Below are 16212 nucleotides of genomic sequence, written 5' to 3' on the forward strand. Positions count from 1 at the left end.
GCAAGCCCATATCTGGCCCTCGCTCTTTCCGTAAGGTGAGGAGCTATGGAAACGGGTGAACTGCTCATCATCCTCGCCGGGTCGCTGGCGGTCAGCGCGTTCGCGCGCTGGCGCGGATGGCCGGCGCCGCTGCTGGTCGTCGGCATCGGGCTGCTGGTGTCGTTCATCCCGGGTGTACCGAGCGTCGAGATCGACTCCGAGGTCATTCTCACGGTCATCCTGCCGCCCCTGCTCTATTCGGCCGCGCTCGACGTGTCGTACCAGAACTTCAAAGAGAGCGCGCGGCAGATCAGGCGGCTCGGTGTCGGTCTCGTGGTCGTCACAGCGTTCGCGGTGGGCGGGGTGGCCTACCTGCTGGTGCCGTCGCTGACACTGCCGGGGGCGCTGCTGCTCGGGGCCATCGTCTCGCCGCCCGACGCCGTCTCGGCCGCGGCGATCGGCCGGCGGCTCGGGCTGCCGCGGCACGTCATGACCGTGCTCTCGGGCGAGAGCCTCATCAACGATGCGGCCTCGCTGACGCTGTTCAAAGTGTTCGTGGCGGTCATCGGCGGCGAGATGCTCAGCTTCGGCGGGGTGGCCTGGCTGTTCGTGGTGACCATCGTGGTGGGCATCGCGGTGGGGCTCGCGATCGGGGTGGTCGTGCAGTTCATCCGCATGCGTGTGCGCGACTCGCTCGTGGGCACGACGCTCAGCCTGCTCGTGCCGTTCGCCGCCTACGCAGCGGGTGAGGCCCTGCACGGCTCCGGTGTTCTTGCGGTCGTGGCGGCCGGTCTCCTCATCGGCTACAACTCGCCGCGCACCGGCTATCAGACACGACTGCAGGAGCGCCCGGTGTGGGCCTCGATCGACCTGCTGCTCGAGGGCTTCGTCTTCGCCCTCATCGGGCTGCAGCTGCGCGACGTGACCACCAGCGTCGCCTCGAGCGGGCTCGGCCTCGGCGCCTCGGCCGCACTCGCAGGGGTGGTGTTCGTGGTGGTGGTGCTGGTGCGCCCGGCGTTCGTGTTCGCCGCCTACTACCGCAGCAGGGGCTGGCAGAAGTGGCGGGCGCGCATCCCGGTGCTGAACCGGCTGCGCGACCGGTCGGAGCCCGAGCTGAACTGGCAGGAGCTGAGCGTCATCTCGTGGACGGGCATGCGCGGCGTCGTCACGCTCGCGGCCGCCGCGGCGGTGCCCACCATGACTGCGTCGGGGCCGGTGGCCGAGCGCGACACGATAACCCTCGTGGCCTTCACGGTGACGGTGGGAACGCTGCTGGTGCAGGGGCTGACGCTGCCCTGGCTGATCCGTCGGCTCGGTGTGGTCGACGAGGGCCAGGTCGAGCGCGACACCGAGAACGAGGTGCGGGTGTTCGAGCGCAGCGTGCGCGAGACGAGCGACTACATCGACGCGCACCACGACGAGTGGGCCGAGAAGTACGGGGCCGAGAAGCTCGACCGGTCGATCGACATCCTCAAGAAGCAGTACGCCCGGCAGGTCGCGGTGCTGCTCGAAGAGAACGACCTCGACGAGCAGCAACTGGATGCCCCGACCATCGACGAGGCGATCGACACGTCGGTCGTGCACGAGCCGCGCCTCTCCGGTAGCGAGCTCAACGAGCTGCGCAGCGAGCTGCTCGACCACCGCCGCCTCATCGCGGTGCAGCAGCGCAACGCCGGCGAGCTCGACGAAGAGGTGATGCGCAGCGTGCTGCGGGGCATCGACGCCGAGCAGCTCGCCCTCGACACGTCGACGTTCACCCGCACGCGCACCGAGAACGACAGGGCGGCCCAGGCGGCCGAGGAGTCCGGGCGTGCCGACGGCGACGGCCAGGTGGAGCAGGTCGACAGGTCGGGGGTGAGCAATGAGCGGGAGTGATCGCGGTGGAGCGACCACCGGGCGCGGCGGTCTGCGGTCGTGGTCGATCGGCCACCTGGCACCGGTCGGCCGGTTCTACGCCGGCCGGCGACCGTCGGGTGTCGCCGTGGTCGACGACGTGCTGCCGCACCCCCTCGAGTCGGTGCGGTTGCGCACCTACAGCCCCGCCCGCGGTGCCGCCGACACCCGCGCGGTGATTCTCTACTATCCTTCCGCCGCCGACGTCGCCGCCTTGCGCGGCCGGGTCGGCGAGTGGCTCTGCGGGTCGCTCGCCAAGCAGCTTCCGGCGGTGGTGGTTCGCGTCGACGTCTCGCCCGAGGTGACCGGGCAGAGCGAGGCCGGGTACGAGGCTGTGCGCTGGGCCGCCGCCCGGCATCCACATGCCCAGCTCGCCGTTCTCGGCGCCGGCGACGGCGGCTCGCTGGCAGCCCGCGTCTCGATGCTCGCCCGCGACGAGCGCAGCAGGGCCGAGCTGCCCGACGACGCGACAGACCCCTTCCGCACCCACACCCCCAGCACCGACACGATCAGCACCGACGCCTCCCGCACCGACACCCCCAGCACCGACGCCTCCCGCACCGACACCCCCAGCACCCGCGGCCCCGTATCGCCGCACCTCGAACGGCAGGCGCTGATCACGCCCGACTTCAGCCTGATCGCGGGCCCGCCTGCCACCGCCGACGCCCTCGCCGCCTCGTTGGTCGCGCGGCTGAGCGAGCTGCCGCCCACTCTGCTGCAGCGACCTCTGGCCAGCAGCGCCCAGCTCGGCGGTGAGAACCTGGCCGTTCTGCTGCGCGAGGCGGGCGTGGCCGTGCGCGAGATCGAGTACCCGAAGACAGCCGTCGGCTGGGCCTCGTACCCCCGTGCCGTGGGTCATTCCGGCCGCGCACTCGACGACCTCGTGGCGTTCTTCAGGCGGGGCCTGATCGATGACGGCTTCGACGTGGTTCCGGCGTGGAACGTGCACTGACCCAGGGTGCACAGCGAGACCGCGCACACATCGTATTGTTAGATCACGTGGGTTCGAGCACTGCGAAGGATGGGCATGTCTCAGTCGGTCGAAGACAACTCTTCAGCACCTGCACCAGCGTCATCGGCCGAGCCGATCGACCCTGACGACCCAAACGTCGCCCACCATGTCGTGGCCGACCCCGACCAGCAGCCGCACGGCCGCGTTCGGCACTGGCTGCTGCAGGGCCTCGTCGACCAGTCGGGCCGCTACCAGGGCTCGTACGCCGCCAAGGCCGAGAAGACGCACTCATGGTGGCGCGTCATGTGCCTCACCGGCGTCGACTACTTCTCCACGCTCGGCTACCAGCCCGCGATCGCCGCCCTCGCGGCAGGCCTGCTCTCGCCCTTCGCCACCATCGTTCTGGTGCTGCTGACACTCTTCGGCGCCCTGCCGGTGTACCGTCGGGTGGCCCGAGAGAGCTTCAAGGGCGAGGGATCGATCGCCATGCTCGAGCGCCTGCTGCCCTGGTGGGGCGGCAAGCTCTTCGTGCTGATCCTGCTCGGTTTCGCGGCCACCGACTTCATGATCACGATCACGCTCTCGGCCGCCGATGCCACCGCCCACGCCATCGAGAACCCGTTCGCGCCGGCCTGGTTCCAGGGCAACCAGATCGTCATCACGCTGGTCTTGATCGCGCTGCTGGGTGCGGTGTTCATCCGTGGTTTCAAAGAGGCCATCGGCATCGCCACGGTTCTCGTGGCGGTCTACCTCGTGCTGAACGCGGTGGTGGTGCTGGTGTCGATCGGCCACGTGTTCGAGAACCCGGTGGTGGTCACCGACTGGTGGGCGGCCCTGACGGCGCAGCACGGCAACCCGCTGGTCATGGTGGGCATCTCGCTCATCGTCTTTCCGAAGCTCGCCCTCGGCCTGTCGGGGTTCGAGACCGGGGTCGCCGTCATGCCGCAGATCACCGGCGGCCCCGACGACACCCCGCAGAACCCGAAGGGGCGCATCCGGGGCACCTGGCGCCTGTTGACGACCGCCGCGGTCATCATGAGCTGCTTTCTCATCACCTCGAGCTTCGTCACCACCCTGCTGATTCCCCAGGCCGAGTTCCAGGCCGGCGGCGAGGCGAACGGCCGCGCCCTCGCCTACCTGGCGCACGAATACCTCGGTCCGGCGTTCGGCACGTTCTACGACATCAGCACCATCGCCATCCTCTGGTTCGCCGGGGCGTCGGCGATGGCCGGACTGCTGAACCTCGTGCCCCGCTACCTGCCGCGATACGGCATGGCGCCGCAATGGGTGCGGGCGGTGCGGCCGCTCGTGCTGGTCTTCACCGGCATCGCCTTTCTGATCACCCTCGTCTTCAAGGCCAGCGTGGATGCCCAGGGCGGCGCCTATGCGACCGGCGTGCTCGTGCTCATCACCTCGGCCTCGGTCGCCGTGACCCTCTCTGCCCGGCGCCAGCGCCAGCGCAAACGCACCATCGGCTTCGGAATCGTGTCGGTGGTGTTCCTCTACACGACGATCGCGAACGTCTTCGAGCGGCCAGACGGCGTGCGCATCGCTGCGCTGTTCATCCTGGCGATTCTCGTGGTGTCGCTGGTGTCGCGCGTGCAGCGCTCGTTCCAGCTGCGCGCCACGAGCGTCACCCTCGACGAGTCGGCCCTCGCCTTCGTGCGGGAGGATGCCCGGCGGGGCCACATCCACCTCATCGCGAACGAGCCCGACGACGGCAGCGCGATCGAGTACCGCGTCAAGAACAAGGAGGAGCGGCAAGACAGCCACATTCCGCTCGGCACCAAGATCATCTTCGTCGAGGTCTACCCGGCAGACTCGTCGAACTTCGAAGAAGATCTGGTGGTGCGCGGCGTGATGAAGCACGGCTACCGGGTGCTCGAGGTGCGCAGCGGCAACATTCCGAACACCCTCGCGGTGGTGCTGCTGACCATCCGCGACGAGACCGGGGTGGTGCCCGAGATCTACTTCGAGTGGACCGAGGGCAACCCGCTGTCGAACATGCTGCGATTCTTGATCACCGGCGGCGGCGAGGTCGCACCGGTCACTCGCGAGGTACTGCGCGAGGCCGAGAAAGACCTGAAACTGCGCCCCGGCGTGCACGTGAACTGATCACCACCCCCGCCCGCTGCCGCGACGGCTTCGAGGTTCGCCGCAGTGCCGCCAGTTCGTCGGCGAACGCCTCGCGCGAGCGCACCAGCTCGGCCTGCATCTCGACGATCTGGGCCGACAGCGCATCGATGTGCTCGACGTTCGCCGTCTGGCTGCTCGAGTCGGCGCGCACGCGGTCGACCAGCCAGCTCGCGAGCGTAGCCGTGATGACACCCAGCAGGGCGATGCCGGCGATCATCAGCCCGACGGCGATCAGCCGGCCCTCGAACGTGACGGGCACATAGTCGCCGTAGCCCACGGTGGTGATGGTCACGAAGGCCCACCAGAGGGCGTCGCCGATGTTCGTGATGTCGGCGCCCGGCGCGTTCTGCTCGGCGTCGAGGATGCCGAGCGCGGCGATGATCACGAGCAGGCCGGCCGAGCCGATGACGTAGGTGGCCACCTTGCCCCGGAACGCCGTTCCCGCAGTGCGCTGCAGCACCGTCCAGAGCATCACCAGCCGCAACAGGCGCAGCGGTCTCAGCATGGGCAGCGCCACAATCAGAAACTCGAGGATGTGCGTGAAGAACCAGCGCAGCCGCCGCGGCGCAAGCACCAGGTTGGCGATGTAGTTGATCATGAACACGCCCCACACGGCCCACATGATCACCTCGGCGGTGACCTGCTGCGCGCCCTTCAGGTTGCCGATCACATCCCACGAGTACACGGCGAGAAAGACGATCGACACGACGGTGAGCGGCCACTCGACGGTCGAGTTCCAGTGCGCCTGGCCCTCCTCGCCGCGGTGGAAGCCGAAGAACCGGCCGTGCGCCGCGTGACCTGACGGCGGCTCGCGGTACTCCTCGTCGGCCATCGTGCCGGGCAGCGCCTCGGTCAGCACGTCGGTGATGCGGTCGGTGATGGCAGCGGCGTCTGCCTCGCGCTCGGCCTGCGCCAGCCCGATGCCCGAATCCGGCTGGGCCGTGGTGTGCGTCTTTCTCGAACTGCGAATGCTCATGACGAACCCCGTCTCTCGTGGCCCGGCGTCGACACCGAACCGCTCCCACGAATGGGCATGAGCATAATGCGCGTGCGGGTGCGGCACGTTTCGCCCGTGTTACGGCCTCGGTCGCCTACTCTGAAGGTATGAACGCCACGCACACCCCCGGGTCTGACGACAGCCACCTCGACGAGATCGAGCGAGACGAAGACAAGCGCGAAGAGGCGCAGGTCGACGAATCGCTGGAGAAAGACGGCCTGCTGCCCGTTCCCGAGGCGACCCCGACGGAGGGCCCGGCGCCCGCAGCCTGACCAGCCCGCGGCCAGTCGGCTCCCGACAAATCAGCCCACGGCAAGTCAGCCGGCAGCCAGATCAGCCTACGGCACGTCAGCCCACAGCCAGCCAGTGTGCCGCCTGACCAGCCCGCAGCCAGATCACCGCGACGGCAGCCACTTCCTGGCCGCCCTGAACTCGCCGCGTGCCCGGCTGTAGTCTTCGATCGCGTAGTCGGCGCGCTGCTGCTCGAGGGCGTGCAGCCGCCCATAGCCGAAGGTGTTCTCCCCCTCGCTGAAGGCCAGGTCTGAGCTGGCGACGAGCAGCCCCTGCAGCAGAATGCTGTCTCGGTACTCCCCCAGCGAATCCTGAACGCGTTCGGCGGCCTGCGCCAGCCGCCTCGCCTTGTCGCCGAAGATCGCCGTGTCACCTGACGACACCGCCTCGACCGCGAACCGCAGGCGGCGCGCCGCCTTGCGCACGGCGTGGATGCGTTCCTGCCACTCGGCCGCGTTCGCAGCACCGTTCACCTTCGCCATGCGCCTGGTCACCCGGCGGTAGTCGTGCCGAAGCCCGGCCGCGAGCACCTTCGCCGCGGGCCGGTCGCCGATGGGCTTGAACTTCACACCGGCGACGAAGCTCTCGAGGTCGTCGAGCAGCCCGAAGTACCGCGACCCCGACATGACGACGTGCAGATAGTCGAGCGCCGTGTGGTACTCGGCGCTCTTGCTGCTCACCACGCGGGCCAGCACGGCCTCGTGCATCTTCTTGTTCGACTGCGAGCGCACCAGGTTGCGGGCCCGGTCGTGCATCACCTGCGGGTCTCTGGCGTCGCCGAGCACCACGCCGAGGGCGGCGAGCTCGGTCTCGAGGTGAGCAGCGGCCGACGAGGCGAAGATCGGCCGGAACGTCGCGAGCACGCTGCGCAGCCGGCGAACGGATGATCGCATGGCGTGCACCGCCTCGGCTTCGTCTTGGCGCACCAGCGGGTCGGCGGTCTTCAACCGGTCGGTGAGCTCACCGATGGCCGCGCGCAGCACTTCGCCGGCGGTGCTCTTGCTGGTCAGCGACCAGCGCGGCGGAAGCTCGCCCAGCTTCTGGCGACCGAGCGCGTGCGCGAGCTTCGAGATACTCTTCGACGGATGCGCACCCACCTCAGCGAGGCGCTTCTCGATGGCGTCGAGCAGGGCCTGCCGCTTCTTCGGTGAACCGGGCGCGTTGTCGGTCAGCTCGACCTCCCACTCGCGCCACACCCGCAGCAACCCCGTGCTCTCGTCGACCGCCGACACCAGATCGTCGGCGACTTCGGCCACATCGAGGTCGTCGCCGTCGAACAGGCAGTAGGTGGTTCGCGTGGTCGTCAGCCGTGCCACCGGCGACAGTCGGTGGTCGCGCACGTGCACCAGCACCAGATCGAGCACGGCCTCGGGAATCGGTGTCTCGTCGCCGAGCGGCCAGTGCAACTCGAGCCGGCCCTCGTCGCCCGGCAGCTTGATGTGCCAGCCCTCGTCGGCACCGCCGACCCGGCGCCGCAGAACGATGCGCTGGCCGGCCAGGTCGAGCCGGTCGGTGTCGTAGTAGACCGCCGTCAACGTTGCCGTCTCGGGTTCGCTGACCCGCGCGATGCCGGCCACGCCGACCAGATCGGGCACCCCGACGGTGTCATCGACATCGTATTTGCGCTCGATTTCGATGTGCACCTGATGGCTCATGCTGTCTCACTCCACTTCACCGGTACAAACGTAATGCATAGACCACATCGGCCGACGGGCCGGCCGGCCGGGCTACGGTGGAGGCATGGCTGCGCTGACCCCACCCACTGCCCGAAAGATCCCCCTGGAGCGAACCCACCACGGCGATACGTTCATCGACGATTACGAGTGGCTGCGCGACAAAGACAGCGCTGAGGTCATCGAGCACCTCACCGCCGAGAACGCCTACACCGAGCAGCAGAACGAGCACCTCGCGGGCCTGCGCCAGTCGATCTTCGACGAGATCAAGGGGCGCACTCTCGAGACCGACCTGTCGGTGCCCGTTCGGGAGGGCGACTGGTGGTACTACACCCGCACGATCGAAGGCAAGCAGTACGGCGTGCACGCGAGGGCCCCGATCGCCGCGCCCGACGACTGGGTGCCGCCGGTGCTCGAGCCCGGGCATCCGATCGACGGCGAAGTGGTGCTGCTCGACGACAACGTCGAGGCCGAGGGCACCGACTTCTATTCGCTCGGCAGCTTCGATGTGAGCCTCGACCAGGGCCTGCTCGCGTATGCCGTCGACACGGCCGGCGACGAGCGCTACACCCTGCGCATCCGCGACCTGGCAACCGGCACCGACCTCGACGATGTCATCGAGAACACCGCGCCGGGCGCCACATTCTCGCCCGACGCCCGCTACCTCTTCTACCCGACCGTCGACGAGTCGTGGCGGCCCGACACCATCTGGCGGCACCGGCTGGGTTCGCCGGCCAGTGACGACGTGGTGGTGTACACCGAACCCGACGAACGGTACTGGATCGGCATCGGCCTCACCCGCAGCCGCCGTTACCTCGAGATCGGCATCGGTTCGAGCATCACCAGCGAGTCGCTGCTGCTCGACGCGAGCGACCCCGAAGGCGAGTTCACCGTGGTGTGGCCGCGCGTCGAAGGCGTCGAGTACTCGGTCGAGCACGCCGTGGTGGCGGGCACCGACCGCCTGCTCATCACGCACAACGCGCACGGCGAGAACTTCGAGCTCGTCGAGGTGGCTCCGGATGCCCCCACCGACTCCGACCGCTGGCACACCATTCTGGCGCACAGCCACGAGGTACGGCTCGAGAGCGTCGACGCCTTCGCCACCCACCTGAGCCTGGAGTACCGTCGCGATGCGCTCAGCCGGGTGGCGGTCATCCGGCTCGCCGGCAAGGAGGGGCAGGGCGACGCAGGCATCTCGGTCGACGGAGGCATCGGAGTGGAGGGAGGCGCCGGAGTCGAGGGTGCCACCGGGGTCGGCGCCGGCTGGCCGTACTCCGAGCCCGTCGAGCTGCCGTTCGACGAACCGCTGTTCGCGGTCGGCACCGGCGGCAACCCTGAGTTCGCCCAGCCCACGCTGCGGGTCGGCTTCACCTCGTTCGTCACGCCGTCGACCGTGTACGACTACGTCGTGGCCACCGGCGAGCTGCGGCAGCTGAAGCAGCAGCCCGTGCTGGGCGGCTACGACCCCGCGCAGTACGCGCAGCGCCGCGAGTGGGCGGTCGCCCCCGACGGCACTCGGGTTCCCATCTCGCTCGTCTCCCGCGCCGACGGGGGCGCCGCCTCGGCAGCCGCCGGTACCGCCGAACCGGCCCCCACCGCCGCAGGCTCTGCCCTCGGGCATCCGTCGCCCGCGCCGCTGGTGCTCTACGGCTACGGCTCGTACGAGGCCAGCATCGACCCGTCGTTCTCGGTCGCTCGGCTCTCGCTGCTCGACCGCGGCGTGGTGTTCGCCATCGCGCATGTGCGCGGCGGCGGGGAGCTGGGCCGCTGGTGGTACGAGAACGGCAAGACGCTCAGCAAGCGCAACACGTTCAGCGACTTCGTCGCGGCCGCCCGGCACCTCATCGACATCGGCGAGACCACGCCCGACCTGCTGGTCGCCCAGGGCGGGAGTGCGGGCGGGCTGCTGATGGGCGCGGTCGCGAACGATGCGCCCGAGCTGTTCGCGGGCATTCTCGCGCAGGTTCCCTTCGTCGACGCCCTCACATCGATTCTCGACCCCTCGCTGCCTCTCACCGTGATCGAGTGGGACGAGTGGGGCGATCCCCTGCACGACCCCGAGGTGTACGCCTACATGAAGTCGTACTCGCCCTACGAGAACGTGCGCGACGGGGTGGAGTATCCGCGCATCCTCGCCGTGACCAGCCTGAACGACACGCGCGTGCTGTACGTCGAGCCCGCGAAGTGGGTGGCCCGGCTGCGCGAGGCCGGCGCCGAACCCCTGCTCAAGATCGAGCTGACCGCGGGTCACGGCGGGGTCAGCGGCCGCTACGAGCGCTGGAAAGAGACGGCGTTCGAGTACGCCTGGCTGCTCGACGTGCTCGGTCGGGCGAACGTGTGAGGGGCAGACAGCACGCGACCGCCTCGCCTGCCCGCTCGTGATGCCCGTCGCGCCCGCCCCTGCCCGCACGTCATGCCCGTCGCGCCCGCCCCCGCCCGCACGTCATGCCCGTCGCGCCCGCCTTGCGGCATACCCCGTCACAGAGTGAGCGCCGCCATACACCTTCGTGTGCGTTCGCGCAGCCACCCGACACGGCCCCGCCGCGCCCCGTAGGCTGAAAGGGTGAACTCGACTGAGCTGCTCGCCGCCCTGACCGAATGGATGCCCGCCCAGCGCTGGTTCGCCGGCAAAGGCACCCGACCCTCGCTGCGCCTCATCGGCAGCTACGACCTCGGACCGGGCCTGACCACCGCGCTGGTGCTCGACGAGGGTGGCCAGCAGGCCAAGCTCTACCAGGTTCCGCTCGTGGTCTCGGCCGAGCCCCGCACCGAAGACGAGGGTTCGGGGTCGGGAGGCTCCTTCATCGCCCGCATCTCAGCAGATGCCGACTCCTCGAGCACCGCCACACCGTCCTCGAGCACCGCCACACCGTCCTCGGGCACCGCCGCACCGTCGCCGAACACCGCCGCACCGTCGCCGAGCCCCACCGCCACCGCCACCGTCTCCGTCTACGACGCCCCGCACGACGTGCGGTACGCCCACGCCCTGCTCGCGCTCATCACCGGTGATGCGGCCACGCCCGGCGACGGCGCCATCACGGCAACCGGCCGCAGCCAGGTGCCCGGGCATCCGCTCGTCGCCGTGAGCGCGAAGGTGCTGAGCGGCGAGCAGTCGAACACCTCGATCATCATGGGCGTCGAGACCCCCGAGGGAGAGGCGGCGGCGCCGGTCATCTGCAAGGTGTTCCGGGTGCTGCACCACGGCAACAACCCCGACGTGGTGCTGCAGTCGGCCCTCGCCGCGGCGGGTTCGACCCGCGTGCCCGCCTCGGTGGGCAGCATCGTCGGCCAGTGGAACGACTCGCGCCTGCCCGACGGGCGCACCTCGGGGCACCTCGCCTTCGCCCAGGAGTTTCTGCCGGGCGTGCGCGACGCCTGGCGGGTGGCGCTCGACGCCGCCTCGGCCGGCCAGTCGTTCACGGCTGAGGCCGCCGCCCTGGGCGACGCCACCGCCGAGGTGCACGAGACCCTCGCCGCCGTGATGCCCACAGTCGCCCCGAGCCCCGACCTCGTGGCCGGCGTGCTCTCGAGCATGCGGCGCCGGCACGCCGGCGCGGTTCGTGAGGTGCCCGATCTCGCCGCTCACGGCGATGCGATCGCGCGCGTGTTCGAGAAGGCGGCGGCCATCGAGTGGCCGCGCCTGCAGCGCATCCACGGCGACTACCACCTCGGCCAGGTGCTCGCCGTGCCGGGCGGCGGCTGGGTGCTCGTCGACTTCGAGGGCGAACCGCTGCGACCGATGGTCGAGCGAAACCAGCCCGACCTCGCGCTGCGCGACATCGCGGGAATGCTGCGCTCGTTCGACTACGTGGCCGGGTCGCACGCGCACTCGCACCCCGGCGAGTCGGCCGCCGACTGGGCGACGGATGCCCGAACCGCCTTTCTCGACGCGTACGTGGCCCGCTCCGGCCTCGACCTCGAGGCGATGCGGCCGCTGCTCGACGCGCTCGAGATCGACAAGGCCCTCTACGAGGCGATCTACGAGGCGCGCAACCGCCCCGACTGGCTGCCCATCCCCACCACGGCCATCGCCCGCCTCGCCGCTAGCGCGGGCTGAGGTCGTGCGTGGCCGGGCCCTCGAGCAGGGTGCCGGTCGCCGAGAAGCGCGAGCCGTGCAGGGGGCAGTCCCACGAGTGTTCGGCGCCGTTCCACGACAGCACTCCCCCGAGGTGCGGGCAGACCGCCGAGACCGCGCAGGTCGACCCCGCCACGGTCGAGACGCCCACCGGATGCACGGCGGCCCCACCGAGCAGGCCCTCGCCCGTGGCGACGCGGCCGATCAGCCCCTCGCCGTCGCCGGGCGTCGGCAGGGCATCCACGCGGGGCCCGAACAGCGCGCCCGCCCAGCCCTTTGCGGCCCACCAGCCCACTGCCGCCCCCGCGCCGAGCCCGGAGCCGATGGCGGCCGGCAGGGTGGCGCGGTGGTGCAGCGCCTTCGCCCAGTCGGGGCTGTCGCCCATGATGTCGCTGGCGAGGGTGAGGGCGGCGGCGACCGCGTTGGTCATGCCCCACTTGCCGTACCCGGTGGCCAGGTAGATGCGGCCGCGGCCGCGGGGCAGGTAGCCGACGAACGGCACCCGGTGCGGCGTCTCGTAGTCTTGGGCGCTCCACGAGTGGGTGAGGCGGGCGCCGGGAAAGAACGTCTCGGTCCATTCGCGCAGGTCGTCGACGTTCTGCTTCGTCGACGGGTCGCGGCCGACCACGTGCCCGTTGCCGCCCACCAGCAGCTCCTCGTTGCCGTGGCGACCATCGCCCGTGGGCGCTGTGCGCAGCGAACGACTCGGTTCGTCGACCGAGAGGTACATGCCCTGTGGCAGCTCGCCCGGCACCGAGTACGAGGTGGCGTACGAACGCAGGGGCTTCAGCTTGGCGAAGTACAGCCCGCGATCGAGAATCGGCGTGCCGGTGGTCAGGTGCACGTGGCCGCCGTACACCTCGCCGCGGGTCGTGAAGACGGTGGCCGCGTCGCGCGGCGGTGATCCTGTATTGCGCGACGGCGACCCTGCATTGCGCGACGGCGACCCTGCATTGCGCGACGGCGATCCTGCACCGCCCGACGCCCGCACGCCGGTGACCCGCGCGCCCTCGACGATCACGCCACCGAGCTCGCGCACGTCGGCGGCGAGGGCTGCGAGCACGTGCATCGGATCGAACTGCGCCTGCTCGGGCAGCACCACCGCGCCGAACATCGGAAACGGCAGGTCGAGCTCGTCGCGCAGCCTCACGTCGAGGCCGACCGATCGCGCCACCCGGTATTCGCGCTCGACGGTCTCGGTGCCGTCGGGGGTGCCGGCGTAGCTGATGGCGTCGCGCAGCTGCACGGCGACGCCCCGCGCCGAGGTGTAGTCGAGCATCCACTGCTGTGCGGCGCGGTTGCTGTCGACGTAGGCCTGCGTGATCGACTGGTAGGTGTGCTTCTTGATCTGCTGCAGCTGGCTGCCCTGAAGCAGCGACAGTTTGGCCGTGGTGTTGCCGGTGGCGACCGCGCCGACATGGCGCGACTCGAGCACCGCCACACGTCGACCGGCCCGCGCGAAGAGCAGCGCCGTGACGAGACCGGTGAGGCCCGCACCGACGACGACCTCGTCGTAGTGCTGGCCCTCGGTGAACGGGTCGGAGCCGATTTCGGGCGGTGAAGACAGCCACAGGGAGGTCATGTTTTCACCCTACGTCGCGCTGTCTGCGGGGTGCCAAGACCGGCCCACCCTAGCCAATCGACGACATGTCTGCTAGCGGCTACAGCCAGCCGCGGCGCTTGAACATCACGTACAACCCGATGCTCAGCGTCGCCATCAGCGCGAGCGCCGCCGGGTAGCCCCACACGAAGTGCAGCTCGGGCATGAAGTCGAAGTTCATGCCGTAGATGCCGGTGACCACGGTGGGCGCGAAGAAGATGGCGGCCCAGGCCGAGATGCGCTTGACCTCGTCGTTCTGGTGGTTGCTCGTCTCTGCGAGTTTCTTCATGTCTTCGTTCTGCCGCTGGGCCACCAGGGTGGCGTTCACGGTGAGGATCTCGCGCAGGGTCTGGCGAAAGCCGTCGACCCGGTCGTTGACCACGGCGACGTGGTCGGCGACGTCGCGAAAGGCGCGCTTCAGCTCCAGGGTGCCCTCGACCTGGTCGAACTGGCTGCGCAGCATCTCGAGCATGCCGGCCAGCGGCAGGGTGGCCCGCTGGAAGTCGAGCACCTCCTGCGACAGTTCGTAGATGCGCCGTGACACCGCGGGGTCTCCTTCGAAGACCTGCGCCTCGATCTGGTCGATGTCGGTCTCGAGGCCGGCCACCACCGGGGCGTACTGGTCGACCACCGCGTCCATGATGGCGTAGAGCACGGCGATGGGGCCGAGCGCCAGCAGGTCGGGGTCGTTCTCCATGCGCCGGCGCACCACCGACAGGTCGGGCGATTCGCTGTGCCGCACCGAGATCACGAAGTTCGGGCCGACGAAGAGGTGCAACTCGCCGAACTCGACCTCCTCACGCTCGTCGACATAGTGCGCGGCGCGCAGCACCACGAAGAACACCTCGGCGTAGCGCTCGAGCTTGGGCCGCTGGTGAGCGCCGACCGCGTCTTCGATGGCAAGCGGATGCAGGTCGAAGTCGTTCTCCATCTCGAGCAGTTCATCGGCGCTGGGCCGGTACAGGCCGATCCAGGCGAGCCCGCCGGGCGTTCTGTTCAGCGCCGCGATCGCCTCCGCCGGATTCGTCGGCGACAGCACGCGCTTGCCGTCGCGATAGATCGCGTTGTCGACCATGCTCGAACGCGGCTCGAACGGCTCGGCCGTCGCGATCTCGTCGGGGGCGGGTGAGATCGGTTTGGCACCGGGCCGCACCGATGTGATGCCCTTCACCATGCTCGAGAATCGCATGCTCTTCATGCCAGACCCACCCTTCAGATCGTGAGCGTCGTGGTGACATCGCCCTAGCCGGATCGCCTACAGACTGCCATACTTCTTGAGGCACAAATCGCGTGGACACCGAGAGTTCATCACGGGTCTTGTTCGTCATACTCCCGCGTGGCGTTTACCGCTCGTTCAGGTTTCTCTGCTTGTGTTGATCTCAGAACCACCCGTCGTGCGCGAACACCGTTCGCCTTCTCGCCGGGAACCCGACTCGAATCGATTTGAAACCCCATGACCGCGACGCTGGCGCAGTATCCCAGGCCTGACCACTTCGTACTCCACTTCAGCGACACGCACTTCGTCGGCGGCGACAACCTGCTGTACGACAAGGTCGATGCCGAGGGTCATCTCGTCGAGATCCTGGCCGAACTGCAGGCCTCCGGCGCACGCCCCGAGGCGATCATCTTCACCGGTGACCTGGCCGACAAGGGCGACCCCAAGGCCTACGAGAAGCTGCGTGCGATGGTGGAGCCCGCCGCGGCCGCCATGGGCGCCGAGGTCATCTGGGTGATGGGCAACCACGACAACCGCGCCGCCTTCCGCGCCGGCCTGCTCGACCAGCTGCCCTCGATGAAGCCGGTCGACCGCGTCTACGACATCAACGGCCTGCGCGTCATCACGCTCGACTCGACGGTGCCCGGTTCGCACTACGGCGAGGTCACACCTGAGCAGCTCGACTGGCTCGCCGAAGAACTGTCGACCTCCGCCCCGCACGGCACCATCCTCGCCATGCATCACCCGCCCGTGCCCAGCGTGCTCGACCTCGCCGTGATGGTCGAGCTGCGCGACCAGGCGTCGCTCGCCGAGGTCATCCAGGGCTCAGACGTGCGGTCGATCATCGCCGGCCACCTGCACTACTCGTCGACCGCCATGTTCGCGGGCGTTCCGGTGTCGGTCGCCTCGGCAACCTGCTACACCCAAGACCTCAACGTTCCGGTCGGCGGCACGCTCGCCCGCGACGGGGCGCAGGCGTTCAACCTGATCCACGTCTACGAGAACACCGTGCTGCACTCGGTGGTTCCCATCGGCCACTACGCCCGGGTGTCGTACACCGATGCGGCGCAGACCCAGAAGATCCTCGCCGACGCGAACCTCGAGATCGCCCCGCCCGCCAATGCGCCGGTGCCCGCAGAAGAGCCGCTGGTCATCCCGGCGCTCGCTGCGGTCTAGTCGGTTTCGATACGTGCTGCGCGCTACTCAACCAGCGGCGGGGCGGGCGACGCCGGTTGAGTAGGCCGAAGGCCGTATCGAAACCACCCCGCACCACCGGTTTCGATACGCGCTGCGCGCTACTCAACCAGCGGCGGGCGGGCGACGCCGGTTGAGTAGGCCGCAGGCCGTATCGAAACCCACCCCGCACCACCGGTTTCGATACGCGCTGCGCGCTACTCAAC

At 69.4% G+C, this 16212-nt stretch carries 11 protein-coding genes; 7 read left to right on the plus strand and 4 right to left on the minus strand.

All coding sequences use genetic code 11. The features are described from left to right. Nucleotides 1-45 precede the first annotated feature (45 nt). The 3 genes from V3W46_RS01315 to V3W46_RS01325 all read left to right on the plus strand — a co-directional run bounded on the left by V3W46_RS01315 (nucleotide 46) and on the right by V3W46_RS01325 (nucleotide 4939). Nucleotides 46-1854: a cation:proton antiporter gene (locus tag V3W46_RS01315; RefSeq protein WP_331781274.1), complete on the plus strand. Its 1809-nt coding sequence runs from the start codon at nucleotides 46-48 to the stop codon at nucleotides 1852-1854. Further along, nucleotides 1841-2824, plus strand: coding sequence for an alpha/beta hydrolase (locus V3W46_RS01320; protein ID WP_331781275.1), 984 nt, complete (start codon nucleotides 1841-1843; stop codon nucleotides 2822-2824). Before V3W46_RS01315 ends, V3W46_RS01320 begins: the two co-directional genes overlap by 14 nt. Before the next feature lie 75 nt (nucleotides 2825-2899). Next, complete coding sequence (locus V3W46_RS01325; RefSeq protein WP_331781276.1) at nucleotides 2900-4939, plus strand: amino acid transporter; 2040 nt, start codon at nucleotides 2900-2902, stop codon at nucleotides 4937-4939. Here V3W46_RS01325 and V3W46_RS01330 read toward each other — a convergent pair. Then, nucleotides 4872-5936, minus strand: a complete 1065-nt coding sequence (locus V3W46_RS01330; RefSeq protein ID WP_331781277.1) for a potassium channel family protein — start codon at nucleotides 5934-5936, stop codon at nucleotides 4872-4874. The genes V3W46_RS01325 and V3W46_RS01330 overlap by 68 nt on opposite strands. Before the next feature lie 128 nt (nucleotides 5937-6064). Between V3W46_RS01330 and V3W46_RS01335 the strand changes: the two genes are divergently transcribed. Further along, entirely contained in the window at nucleotides 6065-6229 is a 165-nt protein-coding gene (locus V3W46_RS01335) for a hypothetical protein (RefSeq protein ID WP_331781278.1), read from the plus strand. 123 nt (nucleotides 6230-6352) lie between these two features. Here V3W46_RS01335 and V3W46_RS01340 read toward each other — a convergent pair whose 3' ends face one another. Beyond that, nucleotides 6353-7891: a CYTH and CHAD domain-containing protein gene (locus V3W46_RS01340; RefSeq protein ID WP_331781279.1), complete on the minus strand. Its 1539-nt coding sequence runs from the start codon at nucleotides 7889-7891 to the stop codon at nucleotides 6353-6355. 97 nt (nucleotides 7892-7988) lie between these two features. Here V3W46_RS01340 and V3W46_RS01345 point away from each other — a divergent pair, with 97 nt between their 5' ends. Then, nucleotides 7989-10262: a S9 family peptidase gene (locus V3W46_RS01345; RefSeq protein ID WP_331781280.1), complete on the plus strand. Its 2274-nt coding sequence runs from the start codon at nucleotides 7989-7991 to the stop codon at nucleotides 10260-10262. Nucleotides 10263-10484: 222 nt separating this feature from the next. Then, entirely contained in the window at nucleotides 10485-11978 is a 1494-nt protein-coding gene (locus V3W46_RS01350) for a maltokinase N-terminal cap-like domain-containing protein (protein WP_331781281.1), read from the plus strand. On the opposite strand, the gene V3W46_RS01355 is transcribed toward V3W46_RS01350, so the two are convergent. Beyond that, nucleotides 11965-13578 (minus strand): FAD-dependent oxidoreductase, encoded by a 1614-nt coding sequence (locus V3W46_RS01355; protein ID WP_331781282.1) that lies wholly within the window; start codon nucleotides 13576-13578, stop codon nucleotides 11965-11967. The genes V3W46_RS01350 and V3W46_RS01355 overlap by 14 nt on opposite strands. Nucleotides 13579-13657: 79 nt before the next feature. Then, nucleotides 13658-14671: a magnesium and cobalt transport protein CorA gene (locus V3W46_RS01360; RefSeq protein ID WP_443069907.1), complete on the minus strand. Its 1014-nt coding sequence runs from the start codon at nucleotides 14669-14671 to the stop codon at nucleotides 13658-13660. A 378-nt stretch (nucleotides 14672-15049) separates the two neighbouring features. On the opposite strand from V3W46_RS01360, the gene V3W46_RS01365 reads away from it, so the two are divergent. Continuing rightward, entirely contained in the window at nucleotides 15050-15988 is a 939-nt protein-coding gene (locus tag V3W46_RS01365; protein ID WP_331781284.1) for a phosphodiesterase, read from the plus strand. The last annotated feature ends 224 nt before the right edge of the window (nucleotides 15989-16212 follow it).

The sequence above is a fragment of the Subtercola sp. YIM 133946 genome (genome assembly GCF_036553535.1).
Lineage (GTDB): Bacteria > Actinomycetota > Actinomycetes > Actinomycetales > Microbacteriaceae > Subtercola.

Bases quoted from the DNA above. Each gene is read 5' to 3' on its own strand.
- V3W46_RS01345 (WP_331781280.1), top strand. From the start codon at position 7,989: ATGGCTGCGCTGACCCCACCCACTGCCCGAAAGATCCCCCTGGAGCGA.
- V3W46_RS01335 (WP_331781278.1), top strand. From the start codon at position 6,065: ATGAACGCCACGCACACCCCCGGGTCTGACGACAGCCACCTCGACGAG.
- V3W46_RS01315 (WP_331781274.1), top strand. From the start codon at position 46: ATGGAAACGGGTGAACTGCTCATCATCCTCGCCGGGTCGCTGGCGGTC.
- V3W46_RS01355 (WP_331781282.1), bottom strand. From the start codon at position 13,578: ATGACCTCCCTGTGGCTGTCTTCACCGCCCGAAATCGGCTCCGACCCG.
- V3W46_RS01320 (WP_331781275.1), top strand. From the start codon at position 1,841: ATGAGCGGGAGTGATCGCGGTGGAGCGACCACCGGGCGCGGCGGTCTG.
- V3W46_RS01325 (WP_331781276.1), top strand. From the start codon at position 2,900: ATGTCTCAGTCGGTCGAAGACAACTCTTCAGCACCTGCACCAGCGTCA.
- V3W46_RS01360 (WP_443069907.1), bottom strand. From the start codon at position 14,671: ATGGTCGACAACGCGATCTATCGCGACGGCAAGCGCGTGCTGTCGCCG.
- V3W46_RS01365 (WP_331781284.1), top strand. From the start codon at position 15,050: ATGACCGCGACGCTGGCGCAGTATCCCAGGCCTGACCACTTCGTACTC.
- V3W46_RS01330 (WP_331781277.1), bottom strand. From the start codon at position 5,936: ATGAGCATTCGCAGTTCGAGAAAGACGCACACCACGGCCCAGCCGGAT.